Raw genomic sequence first — 19,677 nt, forward strand, 5'->3', positions numbered from 1 at the left:
GCGAATTCCGGGGCCGCGATGGCCCCGGAAGATTCAGCGCGGTGCTGCTGCTGCGGCCGCTGCGCTCGGAGCGGGTCCCCAGAGCGGCTTCAACCGCGCGCGCTCTTCATCGAAGCGCGCATTCACCCGCTTCTTCTCTTCTTCCTGCTCGGCGATGAAGCGGTTCTGCACCGCCACGCTCTGCGTGTTGTCCTCGAGCTTGCGGCGCATCGCCCCCGGCGCTTTGCTCACGTCCTTCTTGTAGAACTCGAGCTCCTCGTCGATCTTCTTGCGGTCTTCGCCCAGTTCGGCAATGCGCTTCTGCGCCGCCTGGATCACCGCATCGACCTGCGACAGCGCCTCGTTGCGCTCGCGGTCGTGCGAGGCGGCGCTGGGGTAGCGCACCAGCAGCGCGCGCTCGCGGCGGCGCTCGTCGGTTGCTTTGGCGGCCTGCACGGCGGCTTCGCGGGCGCGGTCTTCGCGCTCGGCCATCTCGCGCGCCGAATACGTGGGTTCGATCTTGCGGCGCGTGAGGCCGCTCGGGCTCAGTTCGCGCTGCTCGCGGTCGTTGCAGGCAGGGATCGGACGGTCCGCCGTGAGCGTGCGGCCCTGCGCATCGGTGCAGGTGTAGATGCTGCCGGCTGGCACGTCCTTGCCCTGCGCATGCGCAACGCCGACGGAAGCAAAACCCACGAGGAAAAACGACGCCGCCGCCAGCAGGCGATGGGGCTTGCCGTGATCGCGTGTGCGCATCGCTGTTCGATCCTCAGTGAGCGCCGTAGCGCGTGCGGTAGGCCAGCACGCGCTCGCGGTGCGCGCCCAGGTCGGCGGCGGCATCGCCCGAGAGGTAGCTCAGCAGGTCATCCAGCGTGGCGATGGCGATCACCGAAAGGCCGAGCTGGTTGCGCACGTACTGCACGGCGCTGTGGTCCACGTCGACGCCGTTCTCGGTGGCTTTTTCCTGCCGGTCGAGCGCAATGGCCACGGCATGCGGCGTGGCGCCGGCGGCCTCGATCGCGGCGATCGATTCACGCACCGCGGTGCCGGCGGACATCACGTCATCGACGATCAGCACGCGGCCCTGGAGCGGCGCGCCCACCAGGTTGCCGCCTTCGCCATGCGCCTTGGCTTCCTTGCGGTTGTAGGCAAAGGGGTAGTTGCGGCCGCGCCGGGCCAGCTCGGCCGCCACCGTGGCGCCCAGCGGGATGCCCTTGTAGGCGGGGCCGAAGATCATGTCGAATTCGAGGCCGCTCTCGATCAGCCGGTCTGCATAGAATCCCGCGAGCCGTGCGATCTTGGCGCCGTCGTCGAAGAGCCCCGAATTGAAGAAGTAGGGGCTCATCCGGCCGGCCTTGGTCTTGAACTCGCCGAAGCGAAGCACGCCGGCATCGCGCGCGAACTGGACGAAGTCCTGCGCCACCGCGCTGCTTTTCTCACCATCTACAGCCATCGGGAATTCCTTGTGTTCAAACTGACCAGTCTCAATCTCAATGGCCTGCGTTCGGCGGCCACCAAGGGCGTCGCCGATTGGGTGGCCGAACTTGCGCCGGATTGTATTTGCATGCAGGAGATCCGGGTCCAGGCGAGCGACATCGAAGGCCGCTTCGAGGAGATGGCGGGCCTCAAGGGCCACTTCCACTTCGCCGAGAAGAAGGGCTACGCCGGCACCGCGATCTACACCAGGCACGCGCCGAGCCAGGTCATCGTGGGCTGGGGCGATGCCGAGTTCGACGCCGAAGGCCGCTACCTCGAACTGCGCTTCGATACGCCCAAGCGCAAGTTTTCGGTCATCAGCTGCTACTTCCCGAGCGGCAGCTCGGGTGAGGAGCGGCAACTGGCCAAGTTCCGTTTTCTCGAGGGCTTCTTTCCGCACCTGGTGGCGCTCAAGAAGGAGCGCGAGTTCGTGCTGTGCGGCGACATCAACATCGCGCACCAACAGATCGATTTGAAGAACTGGCGCAGCAACCAGAAGAACAGCGGCTTCCTGCCCGAGGAACGCGCCTGGATGACGAAGCTGCTGGACGCCGGCGCCGAGGGCGCGGGCCTGGTGGACGTCTACCGCATGCTCAAGCCCGAGACCACCGACGAGGCCTACACCTGGTGGAGCAACCGCGGCCAGGCCTATGCGAACAACGTGGGGTGGCGGCTCGATTACCACCTGGCCACGCCGAAGACCGCCGCGCTCGCGCGCACCGAACAGATCTTCAAGACCATCAAGTTCAGCGACCACGCGCCGATCACGGTGGACTACGACTTCACGCTCTGACTCCGGGCTTGCGAGGCGGCCTGTCTAGCAGCAACCGCCCATCATCTGCCCGCGGCGATAGAACGGCCCGAGGTCGTCCGCGAGCGCCCTGACGGTGTCGCGCCACGACGTGGCCCCGGCGCGGTCTGCAGCCAACGCGCTGCGCATGCGTGCCAGCAGCTCGGCGCGCAACGCGGGCTCGTCGATTCCCTGCACGCGGCCCGCATCCACCACCACGCGCCCGCCGACCAGCACCTTGGCGACGTGGCTGCCATTGGCACGCGCGAGCAGCAGATCGAGCGGATCGGTATCGGCGAAGAGCGCGTCGTCATCGAGCGCGTCCCAGTCCAGCAGCACGAGATCGGCCGCGGCGCCGGGCGCGATGCTGCCGCCCACGGCCAGGCTGCCGCGCACGCTGCGCGGGCCATGGCCTGACGCGAAGGCCCAGAGTTGTTCGCGCGTCATCGTGGTGTCGTAGCCCCAGCCGCGATGCAGCGAATACGCGAGCCGCATCTCGCGCAATGCATCGTCGTCTTCGTCGAAGGCCATGCCGTCCAGGCCCATCGCGACGCGGCAGCCGTGCTTCAGCATGTCGGGCACCGGCGCGATGCCCGACTTGAGCCCGAGGTTGGAGCTCGTGTTGACCGCGATGGTCGCGCCACGCTCGGCGATCAGCGCCAGGTCCGCGGGCCGCGCCCAGGCGCAGTGCGCGAGCGTGAGGCGCGGCGTCAGGAGGCCGATGTCGTCCAGAAAGCGGACGATGCCGCCGGGGTGATTCGCGTCGGCCCACTCGCGCTGGTAGCGCGTTTCGAGCAGGTGCATGTGGACCGGCCGGCCCGTGTCGGCCGAGGCCCGTGCGATCGCCTCGAGCAGCGGCGTGCTGCACCACTGCACCGCGGTCGGGCCGTACTGCACGGTCACGTGCTCGCCGTGGCCGCCCTCCTCCACCATCCGCGCGACTTCGTCGACCAGCGCAAGCTGCTGGGCCGGCGTCACCGGCTTCACCGCGAGCCGAGCGGCCACCGCATCGCGGATGCCCGGGCGCAGCGCCGCGAGCACGGCCGCGTCGTCGCAGTAGGCGATGCCGTGACGGTCGCGCATCGCGATGGCAAAGCCGATGCGCACACCGACATCGCGCGCCGCGCGCGCCACCGCCTCGGCTTCGTCGACATAGGCCATGCCGCCCTGCACGCGCGTGTAGTGAACCATGAGGTTCGCGACACCGTGCCGCACCGAACGCGCGAACGAGGTCGCGGCGCAAAGGTACGGGTCCATGCCCGGCACCACGCCTAGGAACGGCAGCCAACTCTCGAGCGGCTGGCCGAAGGCGCCCAGCGTGGCGCTGCGAAAGGTGCGCGCATGGTCGTGCGCATTGGCCAGCGCCGGCAGCGCGAGCAGGCGCGGCCCGTCAGCGCTTTCGTCTGCCAGCGGCGTGATCGAGCGGATGCGATCGCCCTCGAGTGCGATGCGCACGTCGGGCTGCGCGGGTTGCGCGCCGGGGTCGGCCAGCAGCCATGCGCAGTCGAGCCGGCCTTCGTGCATCGGAGCTGGCATGGCGGGTCCTTCGTCGTCGGGTTGCATCTATGGCTATGGGTCTAGGGCGCGGCGATTTTGCGCTCCGCCAGCGGAGGCAGAAAGCGCCGGTCGAAGACCTCGCCGGCCGCGGGTGCGTTCGCCAACTCGAACGCCTCCTTGACCTGCCCGATGGCGCGCGCCATGCGCGCATCGTTCACATCGCCCATGCCGCTGGCCGCGACCTCGGGCGTCAGCATCACGGTGCGAAGCGTGTAGAGCAGGCGCCGTTTTTCCAGCGCCGCGTTGAGCAGCGGCTCGCGCTTCATGAGCGCGGCAATCGCCGCATCGGGGTCGGCCACGGTGTCGCGCAATCCCCTGTTGATGGCGCGCACGAGACCGGCCACGGCCTGCGGCTTGTCTTTCAGGAACTGGCGAGACACCAGCACGCCGTTGCCGTACAGGTCGAGGCCGTGGTCGCCGTAGTGGAACCAGCGGATGTCCTTGTCCGGGTCCACGCCCTGCGCCACCAGGTTCATGTAGCTCGTCACCGAGAACACGGCCGAGCCTTCGACATGGTCCTTGAGCATCATCTGCTCCTGCAGGTTGGGCGCCATGTTCGTCCACTTGACCTTGCCCGCGTCCACACCGTTCCTCGCTGCCATCAACGGGAACATGCGCAGTGCGGCGCCGCCGGCCGCCGAACCCAGCGTGCGGCCCTCCAGCTCCTTCAATGTCTTGATGGGGCTGTTGGACTTGACGATGAGCGCGAAGGGCGCGCGGTTGTAGACCATGTAGACCATCACAGGCGCGGCCCCTGGCTTGGCGGCCGCGTTCTGCACGACCGCATTCACGTCTCCAAAGCCTGCGTCGTACGCGCCGGCCATCACCTTGGTCACGGTCGCCGCGGAGCCGTCGCCCTGGTCGATCGCCACCGCGAGTTTCTCGGCAGCGAAGTAGCCGCGGTCTTCCGCGAGGTAGTACCAGGCATGGATGCCCTGGAGCTTCCAGTCGAGGACGAATCGGACAGGCGTGAGCGGCTGGGCGCACGCTTCGCGCACCGGAAGCGCCGCGAGCGAAGCGCCCAGTGCGGCGGATACCGCGACGACCGCAGCGCGGCGGGACACTGAGAAGGACATGCGGGGCTTTCGTGGATGGATCAAATGGCTTCGAAGAGAACGTCCTGCGCGCCTTCCCACAGCACCTTGGTGCCGAGCGTGCGCAACTGCTCCCGTCCTTCGACGATGGTGAGGAAGTGGTTGCCCGCGAGCGTGCCCATCTTGCTGGCGAAGCTGCAGGCGCCGTAGGCCAGGATGATCTCGGTCTCGCTGTAGCCGCCGGGGTAGAAGAGGATGTCCCCCACCGACGGATGGCTGGTGTGGTTCTCGAAGCCCACACCCAGCTCGAAATCGCCCAGCGGTACCCAGCAGCCTTCGCCGCTCCAGCGCACGTGGATCAATTTCTGGCGGTAAGGCAGCAGCTTGCGAAAGGCCGCGACGGTGAGCGGTGCGTCGGGGTGCGTCTCTGCCACGAAGCGAAGGCCTCCGGTGGTGATCCGGATGAGGTCGTTCTTCATGCCATCGCCATGTCGGTCTTGCGCTGCGCCCAGCCGGTCGTCCGCCGCTCGACCAGCGAGGAGACGGCGTACAGCGCCACGCCCATCGCCGCGAGCAGGAAGAGGCCCGCGAACACCATCGGCACGTCGAAGTTGCCGCTGGCGATCATCATCACCGTGCCGATGCCCTGGTTGGCGGCCACGGTCTCGCTCAGCACCGTGCCGACGAACGCCAGCGTGATGGCGATCTTGAGCGAGGCAAAGAGATACGGCAGCGCGCGCGGCAGGCCCACGTTCCAGAGGATGTCGCGCTTTCTCGCGCCGAGCACGCGCAGCACGTCCTCCAGCTCGGGCTCGGTGCTCGCGAGGCCGGTGGCCACGTTCACCACCACCGGGAAGACGCTGATCACCATCGAGGTCAGGATCGCCGGCACCGTGCCCGCGCCGAACCACACCACGAAGAGCGGCACCACCGCCACCTTCGGGATGCTCGAGAAACCCACCAGCAGCGGATAAGTCACGTCATAGGCCAGCTTCGACGAGCCGATCACCACGCCGATGACGATGCCCGCGCCCACGCCCAGCACGAAGCCGGCGAGCGTGGTGTAGAGCGTCTGCACGGTGTGCGGCCACAGGAGCGGCATCTTCTGGACCAGCACCAGCGCGATCTGGCTCGGGCGCGGCAGGATCAGGTCGGACACGCCGAAGGCCAGGCACACCACCTCCCACAGCACGAAGAAGCCGATGAGCGCGCCCGCGGAAAGGAGGCGCTGCCGTGCGAGCGGCGCGATCATGCGGCCACCTCCTCGAGCGAGCGCGCCGGAGCCTGTACTGGCGCTGCCGGCACGGCATCGCTCTCGCGGCGCGCCTCGGCGATGCGCATGCGCAGTTGCTGCACCAGGCTCGCGAACTCGGGCGCGTAGCTGCTCTCCAGCGTGCGCGGCCTCGCGAAGCCCACATCGCGCGTTTCGAGAATGCGCCCCGGCCGCGCGCTCATCACGCAGATGCGGTTGGCCAGGTAGGCGGATTCGCGCAGGTCGTGCGTCACCAGCAGCACGGTCGGCCGCTTGGCGATCCACAGCGTCTGCATGATGTCCCACAGCTCCTCGCGCGTGAACTGGTCGAGCGCGCCGAAGGGCTCGTCGAGCAGCAGCAGCTCGGGCTCGTGCACCAGCGCGCGGCACAGCGAAGCGCGCTGCAGCATGCCGCCCGAGAGCTGCCACGGCCGCTTGTCGCCGAAGCCCTTGAGCCCCACCTGCGCGAGCAGCGCGTCGGCGCGCTCGGCGTATTCGCCGCGCTTCTTGCTGCGGTAGTGCTGGCGGAATGGCTCGACGATCTTCAGCGGGATCATCACGTTCTCGCGGATCGTGAGCCACGGCAGCATGGTCGGGTTCTGGAAGGCGAGGCCGATGCGAAGGCGCGGTGCGGGCGAGGCATGCGCGCCCGCCGCGACCACGGTGCCGGCCGCGCCCACCTCGCGCCCGCCGGCGATCACCGCGCCCGCGCTCGGACGCAACAGGCCCGCCACCAGCTTCAGGATGGTCGACTTGCCGCAGCCGCTCGGGCCCACGAGCGCGACGAAGTCGCCCTTCTCGATGTCCAGCGTCGTGTGGTCCAGGGCGATGGTGCCGCCGCCGTAGCGCAGCATCACGTCGGACAGTTGGATGAATGCGTTGCCCATGGGGTCCTTCAGGAAAAGACGGGTGAAGTGGATGAAGCCGTGTCGTCGTCCATCCGCAGGATCGCGGCCACCGGTCCGCCGCCCGCGGGGCCCTGGTGCTCGGCGCCGCCCGACACATACAGCGCCGTGTGCCCTGCCACCGACGCCAGCACGCCGCCCACCACGGCGCGCGCATGGCGGGTCGAGTGGATGTCGGAGTCGTTGAGCATGGTGTGGCGGGCGTCGCGCACGCGGCCGTCCGGACTGGCCTCGGCTTTCGCGAGCAGGTTCACGAGGCGCGAGGACAACGCCTGTGCGTCGTGTTCCGCGTCGAGCCCGAAGGCATCGCGCAGCAACGCGCGCACGCTCGCGGCATCGATCGCATCGCGCATCACCGCATGGGCGATGCGGAACGCCGACGCGCTGCCCTCCGCCTCGCCGAGCACGATGACGACGTTGCCTTCCAGCTCGATGCCGGCCGATGCCGAGGCGCGCGCGGAGAACAACCGCCAGTCGCTCATCACGCTCGCATCGCCGATCGCTTCGCGCGCGACCTCGCCCAGCGCCACCGCCACGCCAAGTGCCGATGCGCCGCGCGAATAGCCCATCGATTCGTAGCTGTCGTGGGTGACCGGCGAAGCGCCGCGCGCCAGTGCCGCCGACACCTTCGCCGAAGTGAGCAGCGGGCACTTGACCTGCACGAAATGCACGTCGTCCGCACTCCGGATGCCGGCATCCCGCATGGCCTCGGCGACGGCTTCGGCCGTGGCGTCGATCTGCGCGGCGCGACCCATTTCTTCCGGCAGGAAGTCGCGCGTCTGCGCGATGCCGATCACCAGGCGCTTGCCCCGGCCTGCGGGCGCATCGGACACCCAGCGCCGCGCGAATACGGTGAAGTGCGGCGACAGCACGCCCTCGGTGCCGCCCGACATCACCAGCGCGACGCGCCCGTGCACCGCCTCGGGCGTGCAGCCGAGCGCGGGTGCGAGCAGGTGGCACCACGCGGTCGATGCGTACTCGCGCGTGAAGTCGTTGACGCAGCCGTTGCCTTCGGTCTTGCCCACCACAGCCACGATGTCGGCCGCGACGATTTCGCCCGCGTCGATCAGCGCCTTCACGCCACGCAGGTCGCCCGGTCCGCTGCACGGGATGCGCCAGACCTGCACCTGCTGCACACGCGCCGCGTTCATGCCGCGTCCCAATCCACCGCACCCACCGGCACAGCCGTCGCGGGCACACCGGGCGGCGTCTGCAGGATCGCGCTGCTGTAGTGCTCGGTGTTGCGCGGCGCGGGCGTTGGCATCTTCTGCACGCCCTTCACCGAGCGCCCCCAGCCGACCGCATCGGTCACCAGCTTGCCTTCGCGCATCACGAAGCGACCGCGCAGCAATGTGTGCAGCGGGTATCCCTTCACCGCGCGGCCGTTCCACGGCGAGATCTTGCTGATGCTCTGCAGCCTGTTCTGCGACAGCGTGCCCGCGCGCTGCATGTCGACGATGGCGATGTCGGCATGCGCGCCCGGTGCGATCACGCCCTTGGTGCCGTACAGGCCCCAGGCCTTGGCCGGGTTCACCGCGCTCCAGCGCACGTAGTCCATCAAGGTCGCGCGCTCGCGGTTCACCTCGGTCAGCATCAGCGGCATCTGCGTCTCGACGCCCGGGAAGCCGCAGTCGCAGTCCCAGATGCTCTCGCGGGTTTTTTCTTCCGGCGTGTGCGGCGCGTGGTCGGTGGCGATCATGTCGAGCGTGCCGTCGAGCAGCGCGTCCCACAGCGGCTGGTTGTGTCGCGCCTCGCGGATCGGCGGGTTGAGCCGCATCACGCCGCCGAGCTTCAGCATGTGGCCGGTGTTGAGCAGCAGGTATTGCGGACAGGTCTCGGCCGTCACGTCCACGCCGCGGCGCTTGGCCTCGCGCAGCAGGAAGAGCGAATCGGCCGCGCTGTGGTGCGCGATGTGCACCCGCGCACCGGTCCATTCGGCCAGCGTGAGCACGCGGCCGATGGCCTCGATCTCGGCCACGGCCGGCCGCGCGGCCAGGTGGGCCATCGCATCGATGCGGCCGGCCGCCTGCATCTTCTTCTGGCGGCGCTGAAGGATCGACGAGTTCTCCGCATGCACCACCGTGCGGATGCCCAGCGGCGCGAGTTTTTCGAAACCTTCGAGCAGCGCACCGTCGGTGGGCGCGGGCAGGTTGCCGAAGGTGTTGCCGACGAAGGCCTTGAAGCTGGTGACGCCCGCGTCGAGAAGTTCCTCGAGCCGGTCGACCGTGTCGTCGCCCAAGAGGCCGTGGATGCCGAAGTCGCAGTACGACGACTCGGCCGCCTTCTGCTTGATGCGCAGCGCCTCGACGGTGCCGGTCGACGGGTTGGTGTTGGGCATCTCGAACACCGTGGTCACGCCGCCCATCGCGGCAGCGGCCGAGCCGGTCTTCCAGGTTTCCTTGTTCGGGTAGCCGGGGTCGCGAAAGTGCACGTGGCTGTCGATGGCGCCGGGCAGCAGGTAGAGGCCGTCGGCGCGCATTTCCTCGCGCGCCGGCGGCATCGTGTCGTCGTGGCCGACGGCCACGATGCGCTCGCCGGCAACGGCCACGCTGGCTTCGATGATCTGGTCCGCGGAGACCACGCGGGCACCGCGGATGACGAGGTCGACTTCTTTGGTCATCGCGGCCTCCTCAGAGCATCGCCCAGCCGCCATCGACGGGCAGGTCGACGCCGGTGATCTGGCGCGACACGTCGCTTGCCATGAAGAGGCAGGCGTTGGCCACGTCCGCATCGGTGGAGACGCGGCGCAGCGCGTAGTCGGCCGCGTGCCGCGTCATCGCTTCTTCCAGCGTGATGCCGAGTTTTTCGGCCATGTTGGCGCAGACCTTGTCGCGAAAGCGCGGCCCATCGACCATGCCGGGCGCGACGCAGTTCACGTTGATGCCGTGCGGCCCAGCCTCCAGCGCGAAGCTCTTGGTGATGCCGCGAAGGCCCCACTTGGAGGCCGAGTACGCCATGCGACCGGCGCGCCCGCGCATGCCGAAGGTGCCGCCCACGTTCACCACCTTGCCGCTCTTGCGCGCGACCATGCCGGGCAGCACCGCGCGCATGGTGTTGAAGCAGCCGGTCATGTTGAGCTGCACGATCTCGTCGAACTCCTCGGTGGTGGTTTCCCAGCCGGTCTTGCCGATGGGGCCGGAGCCGCCGGCCACGTTCACCAGCACGTCGATGCGGCCGAAGGCTTCCAGCGCATGCGCCGCCAGCGCCTCGGTCTGTGCGCCCACGGTGAGGTCGCAGGGCACGACGATCGCCGCGACGCCGAGCGCGCGGGCTTCCGCCGCCACGGGCTCGATGGCGCCGGTGTCGCGCCCGGCCAGCACCAGCCGGGCGCCTTCGCGCGCAAAGGCCAGCGTGACGGCGCGGCCCATGCCCTTGGCCGGGCCGGTGATGAGCACCACCTTGTCTTTGAGTTGCAGGTCCATGTCGTTTCTCGCTTTCAGTTCAATGCGTTCAAGGTCTTGGAGGGGCGCTCGGCGCGCGCGGGCAGGAAGCTCCGGTCGAACACCTCGGCCGTTGCCGGCGTGCGCGGCAGCTGGTTGGCGTCCACCACGATGTCGATGGACTTCTTGAGGCGCGCGTCGTCCACGTCGCCCAGGCCGATGCGGGCCACCTCGGGGTGACTCATGTCGTTGCGCAGCGTGGCGAACAGCTTTTCCTTCTCGACCTCGCGCTTGAGCAGCGGCTCACGCTTCATGACGTGGTCGATGCCCATGTCCGGGTCGGCAACGGCTTCCTTCACCGCGCGGTTCAGCGCCTTCACGAAGCCTTGCACCGCCTTGGGGTTCTCCCTGGCGAAGCTGCGCGAAAAGAACACCCCGTTCGAGTACAGGTCCATGCCGTTGTCGCCGTAGCGGATGAAGCGCAGGTCCTTCGCAGGGTCGAGCCCCATCGCCTTGGCGCTGAAGCTCACGGTGGTCACGTAGCCGAAGGCGGCGTCGATCTGCCCGCGCGTGAGCATCTGCTCGCGCAGGTTGGGCGCCATGTTGGTGATGGTCACCTTGCCGGCATCGACCTTCGCGAGCTTGGCGAAGGCCGGGAACAGCTTCAGCGCGCCGTCGTTGGCGGGACCGCCGATGGTCTTGCCTTCCAGGTCCCTGGGCGATTTGATCGGGCTGTCCTGCTTCACCACAATGGTGAAGGGTGGCGTGTTGTAGAGCATGTAGACCGCAACCGGCGCGTCGGCCGGACGCTTCGATGCGAGGTCGATCAGCGCGTTGAGATCGCCGAAGCCCGCCTGGTAGGCGCCGGCCGCGACCTTGGGAATCGATGCGGCGGAGCCCTCGCCCTGGTCGATCAGGACATCCAGGCCCTCGGCCTTGAAGTAACCCTTGTCCTGGGCCACGAAGAACCAGGCCTGCGGGCCTTCGTACTTCCAGTTGAGCACGAGCTTGACCGGCACCTGCGCGGCGGCGCAGGTGGCCGCGAGGGCCAGGCCGGCGGCTGCGGCCAGCGAAGCAAGCGAACGCGCAAGGCGCGAGTTGGCGAAGAGAGACGGGGGCATGCGAGGACTCCTAGCGTTTCTTGGATGAAGAGGAAGTGGAGGAAAGGGAAGCAAGCGAATCGAGCAGCGACTCGGCGGTCGCCACGAACCCGTGCAGCTGCTGCACGATGAAGTGAATGCCGCGCGTGACATAGGCGGGCGACGGCGTGCCGCACGCGTCCTTCAGCAGCACGCAGTCGTAGCCGAGGAAGTTCGCGTCCTGCAGCGTCGAGAACACGCAGCGGTCGGTGTTGATGCCCGCGAACAGCAGCGTCGTGATGCCTTGCTGGCGCAGCACGCTGTCGAGCTCGTTGTCCCAGAAGCCGCTCAGGCGGTGCTTGTGGACGGTGATGTCGCCGGGCGCGACGGCCAGTTCGTCGATGACCTGCGCGCCCCACTCGCCCTGCACCAGCGAGGGGCCGTGGTCGATGGGCGAATGCTCCGCATACCCAACGCCGTCGGCGCTGCGCTTGCCCTTGAACTGCACCGTGGGCGAGAGGTTGAGGCGGTCCGCGCGAATGCCCCAGTTGAGCCACACGACAGCGCCACCGGCCGCGCGCCACGCCGGCAGCAACCGGGCGATGGCCGCGATCGGCTTGCGCGCCGCGCGGATGCCGATGCCCTTCTGCGCGAACCAGCCCTCGGGGTGGCAGAAGTCGTTCTGCATGTCGACCACGACGAGCGCGCTGTGCGCGAGGTCGAACTCGATCGGCTGCGGCTCGGCCGGCATCCGCACCGGCTGCGGCGGCTTCGGCGCACGCACGAGGCTGATGCGCCCGTCGGCCAGCGTCCACGCGTTGTGGGGCACCGGACCGAAGCGGGCGGGCGGCGATGGCTCTGCATTGGTGCGCGAAGGTGCGGATCGGCGTGTCATGCGAAATGCGCACGCAGCCGACGTGCCAGAAGGTGCTCCTGATCCGTACCGATTCACGTACTGTGCGTTGCCGTTGCGGCAACGGCGAATGCGGCGGTTCTGGCGCGCTTCGTGCAACTGCCGCAGGTATGAACCACCTTCGTTTCCTGCGCTACGCGGACGAGGTCGCCCGGGCCGGATCGATCCGCCAGGCGGCCGAGCGGCTGCATGTGGCGCCCTCCGCCGTCAACCGCCGCATCCAGGACCTCGAGGAGGAACTGGGCACGCCGCTCTTCGAGCGATTGCCGCGCGGCATGCGACTCACCGCGGCGGGCGAACTGTTTGTGCGCTACATCCGCGGGCGCGCATCGGAGCTGGACCGCGTGCGCTCCGAGATCGAGGAGCTGCAGGGCTTGCGGCGCGGCGCCGTGCGGCTGGTCGCGAGCCAGGCGCTCGCGCCGCGCTTCCTGCCGGCCGCCATCAACGACTTCGGCAAGACGCATCCGCTGGTGGCTTTCGATGCGCGCATCGGCGATCACGTGCAGGCGGCCAGCGCGCTGCGCAGTTTCGAGACTGACCTTGCACTGGTGTTCAACCTCGCGCCCGAGGCCGACATCGAACGCGTGTGCGCGGTCGAGCAGAAGCTCATGGCGATCATGCACAGGCGCCATCCACTCGCGAAGACCAAGGACCTGCGCCTGCGCGACTGCGCCGACTACCCGGTCGTGCTGCCGAACCGCGACACGGGCGGGCGCCAGTTGCTCGAGCGCTTTCTCGCGCGCAGCTCCACCTCGATCCGCGCGATGGTGGAGAGCAACAGCTTCGAGTTTTTGCGCGGCTGCCTGTACGACGGCCAGTCGATCTCGTTCCAGATGGCCATCGGCACCCGTACCGAAGACCCCAACATCGTGGCCCGCGACATCGAGGACCGCGGCTTTCCGCGCGGCGAACTGGTGCTGGCGAGCCTGCGCGGCCGGCAGCTGCCGGTGATCGCCTATGCGTTCGCGGAGTTCCTGCGCAAGCGGCTGGCAGAACCTGCCGAGGCGGATTAACGCGAGAGCGCGGGCAGCGCCTTCTCCAGCGTCGCGACGAAGGCCTGCATCGCCTCGGTCTCGTGCGTGCCGCGCTTGGCGATGCGATAGAAGTCCAGCCCGACCTTCGGCTCGACCAGCACGTCGGTGCGCACGCGGTGGCGGCGGCAGGCCGCGAGCGCGAAGGTCGGCATCACCGCGATGCCGAATCCGGCCTCGACCATCGAGATCAGCGTGCCGAAGAAATTGAAGGTCGGCCGCTGCGCATCGGCGCGGCCGATGGTGGCCATCAGGTGCTGGTCGATCACCTTCTGGATCGGGTTGCCCGAAGGCAGGCCGATGAGTTCGGCGGTGCGCAGCGCGGACCACGGCGCGGTGCCGATGGCCGGCGCTTCATCAACTTCATCCGCTGAAGACGACGCCACGCGCATCAGGTGAAAGCGCCCGACCGGCGTGCGCTCCAGGCCCGCCGCGGCCTTGAAGAAGAAGCCGAGGCCCATGTCCGCATCGCCGGCCGTGACCATCGCCTCCACATCGCGCAGGTCGGCATCGAAGAGGCGCAGGCTCACCTGCGGATGCGCCTGGCGGAAGGTGTTGAAGACTTGCGGCAGCAGGTGCGAGGACACCAGCGGCGTCGCCGCGATGCGCAGGGTCTGGCGCGCCTCGTCGCCCTCGGCACCGAGTTGCGCGGCCACGTCGTCCAGGTCGGTGACGAGGCGTTCCACCACCGGCAGCAGCCGGCGGCCCGACGGCGTGAGCGTCACCACGCGCGTGGTGCGGTCGAAGAGCCGGCAACCCAGCTGCTTTTCCATCTCGCGAATCAGGATGCTGAGCCCCGCCTGCGTGATGTGGGCCTGCTCGGCCGCGCGCGTGAAGTTGCCGAGGCGTGCCACCTGCAGGAAGGCACGCATCTGACGGGTCGAGAGGTTCATAAGGATTCATGATAAATCCATAGCACATCTAAATTTTACAAATGGCGAACTTCCGTTCCCAATACGGCTGGAGACAAACGGACCCCTTTCGAGAGAGCCATGAACGACAAGCAAGTGATCATCCTGGGCGCCGGCATCGGCGGCCTGACCCTCGCGCTGAGCCTGCACCAGGCCGGCATCGCATGCCGCGTGTACGAGGCCGTGCCCGAGCTCAAGCCGCTCGGCGTGGGCGTCAACCTGCTGCCCCACGCGGCGCGCGAACTGACCGAGCTCGGCCTGCTGCCGCAACTGGACAAGGTGGGCGTGCGCACAAAGGAGTCGATCTTCTTCACCGAGCACGGCCAGCTGATTTTTCAGGAGGCGGCGGGCGAGCATGCGGGCTACGACTGGCCGCAGTTCTCGATCCATCGCGGTGATCTGCAGACGGTGCTGCTCGAAGAAACGCTCAAGCGCCTCGGCCCCGACAGCGTGGTCTGCAACCACCGCTGCACCGGCGTGACGCAGGATGCGGGCGGCGTCACCGTGCACTTCGCCGACGCGCCCGTCGTGCGCGGTGCGGTGGCCATCGGTTGCGACGGCATTCACTCGGCCTTGCGCAAGCAGCTCTATCCGAATGAAGGCGCGCCACGCTACTCGGGCGTGAACATGTGGCGCGGCACCGCGCGATGGAAGCCTTTTCTCTCGGGCGCGAGCATGGTGCGCGCAGGCTGGCTCGCGGTCGGCAAGATGGTGATCTACCCGATCCGCAACGACATCGACGCCGAAGGCCACCAGCTCGTGAACTGGGTCGCCGAGATCCATGCGCCGCAACCCGCGATGCGCGACTGGAGCCGTGCCGGCCGGCTCGAGGACTTTCTCCCGGCGTTCGCCGACTGGCACTTCGACTGGCTCGACGTGCCCGCGCTGATCCGCGCCTCGGACACCATCCTCGAGTACCCGATGGTCGACCAGGACCCGCTGCCGCGCTGGACGCACGGCCGCCTCACGCTCTTGGGCGATGCCGCGCACCCGATGGTGCCGCGCGGCTCCAACGGCGCGGGGCAGGCGATCATCGACGCGCGCTTCCTCGCAGGCGCGCTCAAGGACCTGGGTGTCGGCACCGCGGCGCTCGAAGACTACGACCGCGTGCGCGTGAAGGCCACCACCAACGTGGTGCTGACCAACCGCAGCAACCCGCCCGACGCGATCCTGCGCGAGGTGTTCGAGCGCTCGGGCGGCAAGCGCTTCGGACAGATCGAGGACGTGGTGAGCCATGCCGAGCTGCAGGCCATCTCGGACAACTACAAGCGGGTGGCCGGCTACGACCCGGTCGCGTTGAAGGCGCGCGCCTCTTACCTCTGAGCGCCGGCACTTCTCTCACAAAACAAGACGGAGACAACCCATGCGATTCATTACCAAGACCTTGACCACCCTGCTCGTCGCGGCCAGCGCCGCGGCGGCCCACGCCTGGCCCGACCAGCCGATCACGCTCGTCGTGCCCTACACGCCGGGCACCGGCATCGACCTCATCGCGCGCCAGCTCTCGGCCCGCCTGCCCGCGCTGCTGGGCCAGCCGGTGATCGTGGAGAACCTCGCCGGCGCGAGCGGCAACATCGGCAGCGAGAAAGTCGCGCGCGCCAAGCCCGATGGCTACACGCTCCTGGTGCAGGTCAATACGCTGGTGATGAACCGCAGCCTCTACAAGTCGCTGAGCTACGACCCTGTGGCCGACTTCGCGCCGGTGTCGCTCACCTCGTGGGGCACGCTGCTGCTGGTGACCAACCCGAACGTGCAGAAGGCGACCTCGGTCGCGCAGATGGTGAGCGCGGCCAAGGCGGAGCCGGCCAAGCTGACGTACGCCACGCCGGGCGTGGGCACGCCGCATCACCTGTCGATGGCGCTCCTGATGCAGGGCACCGGCACCGACCTGCTGCACGTGCCGTACAAGGGCACGGCCGGCGCGGTAACCGACTTGCTCGGCGGGCGCATCGACTACATGTTCCTGCCGGTGCATGTGGCGCTGCAGCACATCCAGGTGGGCAAACTCAAGGCCATCGCGACCGGCAGCAGCAAGCGGCTGCCGCAGTTGCCCGATGTGCCGACGCTCGCCGAGGCCGGCGTGACCGCCGACAACGTGGACATGTGGTACGGCGTGCTCGCGCCCAAGGGCACGCCGCCCGATGTGGTGGCGCGGCTCAACAAGGAGATTGCTGCGGTGTTGAAGCAACCCGACGTGGCGAAGTCCTTCGAGTCTCAGGGGATGGTGCCGGCGAGCTCGACGCCAGGGGAGTTCGGGGCGTTGGTGAAGAAAGATGCGGGTCGGTGGGCGGGGGTGGTCAAGCGCGGGAACATCACCGCGGACTGAGTTCCTTCAACGCGGCGCCGTCTTCCCCGCATGCCGCGCCAGATGCACCTGGTGCAACGTGATCTTGCGCACCTCCGCCTGGCTGGTCTCGATGTGCGCGCGCAGCAGCATCGCGGCCTGATCACCCCGGTTCGCGCGGATCGCCTTCAGGATCTTCGCGTGCTCGTCGTAGGTGGCTTCGATGCGCGGCTGCTGCGTGAAGTCGAGCCGGCGGATGATGCGGATGCGGTCGGTCACGTCGCTGTGCACGCGCGCCATCTCGGCGTTGCCGGCGGCCGCGACCAGTGAGCAATGAAAGGCTTCGTCCCACTGCGCGACCTGCGCCGTGTCGGTGCTGCGCTCGGCCACCGGCACGAGCCAGATGCCGGCCAGCGTGTCGAGCAGGCTGCGATCGACGCGGTGGTCGGCCTCGCAGATGCGGTGCACCGCGGTGGTCTCCAGCACCATGCGAAGGTCGTAGAGCTGCTCGAACTGGTCGAAGTCGAAGGGCAGCACGCGCCAGCCGCTGCGGAACAGCACCTCGACGAAACCCTCCTGCTGCAACCGGAACAGCGCCTGCCGCACCGGCGTGCGCGAGACGCCGAGGCGGTCGCTGATCTCGTTCTCGGTGAAGCGGTCGCCGGGCACGAGGATGAACTCGGCCACGTCGCGCTTGAGCTGCGCGTAGACCTCGTCGGCGCGTGTACGAAAAACGGCCGTATCGGCGGCGGGCGCGGGCGCGGAGGGAGCTGGGCGGGGTCGGACGGTAGACACGTGGGGGATGGTAGTCGCTGGCACCGGCTTCACGCCGCGTGGTTCAGCGCGGCGAGCAGCGCCGCGCTCGGTGCGGTCCAGCCGACGATGGCGCCTTGCGCGCGAATCATGTCGAGCGTGGCCGCCTTGAAGGCCGGGAAGTAGCTCTCGGTGCAGTCCTCGAGCAGCAGGCCGTCGTAGCCGCGGTCGTTGGCTTCGCGCATGCTGGTCTGCACGCAGACCTCGGTGGTGACGCCGCCGAACAGCAGGTGCGTGATGCCGCGCCGCTGCAGCAGCTCGTGCAGGCCGGTCGCGTAAAACATGCCCTTGCCAGGCTTGTCGATGACGATCTCGCCCTCGACCGGCGCGAGCGCATCGATGATCTGGTTGCCGGGCTCGCCAGCCACGAGGATGCGGCCCATCGGGCCTTCGTCGCCGATGCGCAAGCTCGGGTTGCCGCGGTTGCGCTTGGCGGACGGGCAGTCGGAGAGGTCCGGCTTGTGCGTCTCGCGCGTGTGGACCACCAGGCCGCCGGCTTTGCGCCACGCGGCCAGGGCGGCCTGCGTCGCGGGAACGATCGCTTCGAGCAGCGACACGTCGTTGCCCAGCGTTTCACCGAAGCCGCCGGGCTCGATGAAATCCCGCTGCATGTCGATGAGGACCAGCGCCGTGTTCCGGATCTCGAATTCGTAGGCGAAGGGGTTGGCTTCTTCTATGCGCATGCTGGCTCCCGTCAGTGGTGTCCGCCGCCCATGTGCGCGCCGATGACGTGGCGCTCCGCACCCGCGGCAGAAGTCTCGAACACGATCTGCCCTTCGCTCATCACCACGATGCGGTCGGCCAGTTCGAGCAGTTCGTCGAGGTCTTCGCTGACCAGCAGCACCGCCCCGCCCTTCTCGCGCACCTGCACGATGCGCGCGTGGATCTCCGCGACGGCTGCGAAGTCGAGGCCGAACACCGGGTTCGCCGCGATCAGCACGTTGATGTCGCCGGCCAATTCGCGCGCGAGCACCGCGCGCTGCACGTTGCCGCCCGAAAGGCTGCGGATCGGCGCGCCCTCGCCCTGCGTCTTGACGCCGTACTCGGCGATCCATTCGCGTGCGCGGCTGCGCCAGTACGGAAAGTTCAGCACGCCGCCGCGCGACAGCGGTGGCCTGTCGAAATCGCGCAGCGCCATGTTTTCCGCCACGCTGAGGTCGCCCACGCAGGCGTTGCGCAGCGGCTCCTCGGGAAGGCTGCGCACCTTGAGGCTGCGGTTCTCGGCACGGCGCGCGTTGTACGGCTGGCCCATCACGCTCACGCGGCCGGCCAGCCGCGGGCGCTGCCCGACCAGGGCTTCGACCAGTTCGCGTTGTCCGTTGCCGGAGACGCCCGCCACGCCGAGGATTTCTCCCGCGCGCACCGACAGGCTCAAGTCATGCAGCGCGAGGGTGCCGCGGTCGCCCTGGGCCTTGAGGCCTTCGACCTTCAACGCGATGGGCGCCGCATCGGCCACGGGCTTCCTGATGGCGGGCGCTGAAGCCGGCGCGGCGACCGCCGCCTCTTCGCCACCCATCATCGCCTGCGCCAATTGCGCCGGGCTCGTGTCGGCCACGCGGCAGTGATGCACCGCCTTGCCCCTGCGCAGCACCGTCACGCTGTCCGCATACGCCATCACTTCGCGAAACTTGTGCGTGATGATGAGCACGGTGCACAGCCCGCTGCGCGCGAACTCGCGCACATGGCCCAGCACCTCGTCGGCCTCCTGCGGCGTGAGCACCGAGGTGGGCTCATCTAGGATCAGGAGGCGCGGCTTCAGGTACAGCTGCTTCAACAGTTCGAGCTTCTGCTTCTCGCCCGCTGCAAGCTCCGAAGGCCGCACATCGAGGTCGAGGCTGAAGGGCGTGGTCGCGAGAAACGCCTTCAGCTCCGCGCGCTTGCTCTTCCAATCGATCAGCGCGGGCGTCTTGCCGCCGGCCAGCAGCAGGTTCTCGGCCACCGTCATGCCGGGCGCGAGCGTGAAGTGCTGGTAGACCATGCCGATGCCCAGTGCACGCGCGACGATGGGGTTGGCGATGTCCTGCTCGCGCCCGTCGATCAGGATGCTGCCCTCTTCCGCGCGCTGGAAACCGGCCACGCACTTCACCAGCGTGCTCTTGCCCGCGCCGTTCTCTCGCCGAGCAGCGCATGCACCGTGCCGGGCTCGACGCGCATCGTCACGCGGTCCATTGCGGTGAAGGCGCCGAAGCGCTTGGTCAGCTCGTAGGTGTCGAGCGCGAGCGCGCCGCTGCCCGCAGGCAGTGCGCCGATGGCGTGAGGCGCAGTGGTGCTCATGC

The 19,677-nt window shown here is 68.6% G+C and carries 19 protein-coding genes and 1 pseudogene; 4 read left to right on the forward strand and 16 right to left on the reverse strand.

Annotated elements, in window-relative coordinates:
- Window positions 1–33: 33 nt before the first annotated feature.
- Entirely contained in the window at window positions 34–732 is a 699-nt protein-coding gene (locus tag QF040_RS23400) for a DUF4124 domain-containing protein (protein ID WP_429613024.1), read from the reverse strand.
- Between the two features lie 13 nt (window positions 733–745).
- Window positions 746–1,429, reverse strand: a complete 684-nt coding sequence (gene pyrE, locus QF040_RS23405) for an orotate phosphoribosyltransferase (protein WP_429613025.1) — start codon at window positions 1,427–1,429, stop codon at window positions 746–748.
- 12 nt (window positions 1,430–1,441) lie between these two features.
- Between pyrE and QF040_RS23410 the strand changes: the two genes are divergently transcribed.
- Complete coding sequence (locus QF040_RS23410) at window positions 1,442–2,245, forward strand: exodeoxyribonuclease III (RefSeq protein WP_429613026.1); 804 nt, start codon at window positions 1,442–1,444, stop codon at window positions 2,243–2,245.
- Between the two features lie 24 nt (window positions 2,246–2,269).
- Here the strand turns inward: QF040_RS23410 and QF040_RS23415 are convergent, their stop codons facing one another.
- From QF040_RS23415 to QF040_RS23460, 10 genes are read right to left on the reverse strand one after another with little or no spacing between them, the layout of a single operon-like run.
- Window positions 2,270–3,778 (reverse strand): amidohydrolase family protein, encoded by a 1,509-nt coding sequence (locus QF040_RS23415; protein ID WP_429613027.1) that lies wholly within the window; start codon window positions 3,776–3,778, stop codon window positions 2,270–2,272.
- A 41-nt stretch (window positions 3,779–3,819) separates the two neighbouring features.
- Window positions 3,820–4,875: an ABC transporter substrate-binding protein gene (locus QF040_RS23420; RefSeq protein WP_429613028.1), complete on the reverse strand. Its 1,056-nt coding sequence runs from the start codon at window positions 4,873–4,875 to the stop codon at window positions 3,820–3,822.
- A gap of 20 nt (window positions 4,876–4,895) precedes the next feature.
- Window positions 4,896–5,312, reverse strand: coding sequence for a DUF3830 family protein (locus tag QF040_RS23425; protein WP_429613029.1), 417 nt, complete (start codon window positions 5,310–5,312; stop codon window positions 4,896–4,898).
- A complete protein-coding gene (locus QF040_RS23430; RefSeq protein ID WP_429613030.1) occupies window positions 5,309–6,085 on the reverse strand; it encodes an ABC transporter permease in 777 nt (258 codons plus the stop codon). The genes QF040_RS23425 and QF040_RS23430 overlap by 4 nt, the downstream gene beginning before the upstream one ends.
- Entirely contained in the window at window positions 6,082–6,972 is an 891-nt protein-coding gene (locus tag QF040_RS23435; RefSeq protein WP_429613031.1) for an ABC transporter ATP-binding protein, read from the reverse strand. The genes QF040_RS23430 and QF040_RS23435 overlap by 4 nt, the downstream gene beginning before the upstream one ends.
- 8 nt (window positions 6,973–6,980) lie before the next feature.
- Complete coding sequence (locus tag QF040_RS23440) at window positions 6,981–8,141, reverse strand: ring-opening amidohydrolase (protein ID WP_429613032.1); 1,161 nt, start codon at window positions 8,139–8,141, stop codon at window positions 6,981–6,983.
- The gene (gene allB / locus QF040_RS23445) at window positions 8,138–9,610 is read right to left on the reverse strand and encodes an allantoinase AllB (RefSeq protein WP_429613033.1); all 1,473 of its coding nucleotides are present in this window, start codon (window positions 9,608–9,610) and stop codon (window positions 8,138–8,140) included. The genes QF040_RS23440 and allB overlap by 4 nt, the downstream gene beginning before the upstream one ends.
- A gap of 10 nt (window positions 9,611–9,620) precedes the next feature.
- Window positions 9,621–10,412: an SDR family NAD(P)-dependent oxidoreductase gene (locus QF040_RS23450; RefSeq protein ID WP_429613034.1), complete on the reverse strand. Its 792-nt coding sequence runs from the start codon at window positions 10,410–10,412 to the stop codon at window positions 9,621–9,623.
- 14 nt (window positions 10,413–10,426) lie between these two features.
- Window positions 10,427–11,491, reverse strand: a complete 1,065-nt coding sequence (locus QF040_RS23455; RefSeq protein ID WP_429613035.1) for an ABC transporter substrate-binding protein — start codon at window positions 11,489–11,491, stop codon at window positions 10,427–10,429.
- Between the two features lie 10 nt (window positions 11,492–11,501).
- Entirely contained in the window at window positions 11,502–12,344 is an 843-nt protein-coding gene (locus QF040_RS23460; protein WP_429613036.1) for a cysteine hydrolase family protein, read from the reverse strand.
- A 128-nt stretch (window positions 12,345–12,472) separates the two neighbouring features.
- On the opposite strand from QF040_RS23460, the gene QF040_RS23465 reads away from it, so the two are divergent.
- Window positions 12,473–13,375 carry a LysR family transcriptional regulator gene (locus tag QF040_RS23465; RefSeq protein WP_429613037.1) on the forward strand — a complete coding sequence of 301 codons (903 nt, stop codon included), beginning with the start codon at window positions 12,473–12,475 and terminating at the stop codon, window positions 13,373–13,375.
- Here QF040_RS23465 and QF040_RS23470 read toward each other — a convergent pair.
- Complete coding sequence (locus QF040_RS23470; RefSeq protein WP_429613038.1) at window positions 13,372–14,286, reverse strand: LysR family transcriptional regulator; 915 nt, start codon at window positions 14,284–14,286, stop codon at window positions 13,372–13,374. The two genes, QF040_RS23465 and QF040_RS23470, sit on opposite strands and share 4 nt — an antisense overlap.
- Before the next feature lie 99 nt (window positions 14,287–14,385).
- On the opposite strand from QF040_RS23470, the gene QF040_RS23475 reads away from it, so the two are divergent.
- Window positions 14,386–15,627: a flavin-dependent oxidoreductase gene (locus tag QF040_RS23475; RefSeq protein WP_429613039.1), complete on the forward strand. Its 1,242-nt coding sequence runs from the start codon at window positions 14,386–14,388 to the stop codon at window positions 15,625–15,627.
- Window positions 15,628–15,667: 40 nt separating this feature from the next.
- Window positions 15,668–16,630 (forward strand): tripartite tricarboxylate transporter substrate binding protein, encoded by a 963-nt coding sequence (locus QF040_RS23480; protein ID WP_429613040.1) that lies wholly within the window; start codon window positions 15,668–15,670, stop codon window positions 16,628–16,630.
- A gap of 6 nt (window positions 16,631–16,636) precedes the next feature.
- Here the strand turns inward: QF040_RS23480 and QF040_RS23485 are convergent, their stop codons facing one another.
- The 3 genes and pseudogenes from QF040_RS23485 to QF040_RS23495 all read right to left on the reverse strand — a co-directional run bounded on the left by QF040_RS23485 (window position 16,637) and on the right by QF040_RS23495 (window position 19,675).
- The gene (locus QF040_RS23485) at window positions 16,637–17,383 is read right to left on the reverse strand and encodes a GntR family transcriptional regulator (protein WP_307603902.1); all 747 of its coding nucleotides are present in this window, start codon (window positions 17,381–17,383) and stop codon (window positions 16,637–16,639) included.
- A 29-nt stretch (window positions 17,384–17,412) separates the two neighbouring features.
- Window positions 17,413–18,084 carry a cysteine hydrolase family protein gene (locus QF040_RS23490; RefSeq protein ID WP_429613041.1) on the reverse strand — a complete coding sequence of 224 codons (672 nt, stop codon included), beginning with the start codon at window positions 18,082–18,084 and terminating at the stop codon, window positions 17,413–17,415.
- A gap of 11 nt (window positions 18,085–18,095) precedes the next feature.
- Window positions 18,096–19,675 (reverse strand): annotated as a pseudogene (locus QF040_RS23495) (ABC transporter ATP-binding protein).
- Window positions 19,676–19,677: the final 2 nt, after the last annotated feature.

The sequence above is a fragment of the Variovorax sp. W2I14 genome, assembly GCF_050435205.1.
GTDB classification, from domain to species: Bacteria; Pseudomonadota; Gammaproteobacteria; order Burkholderiales; family Burkholderiaceae_C; genus Variovorax; species Variovorax paradoxus_C.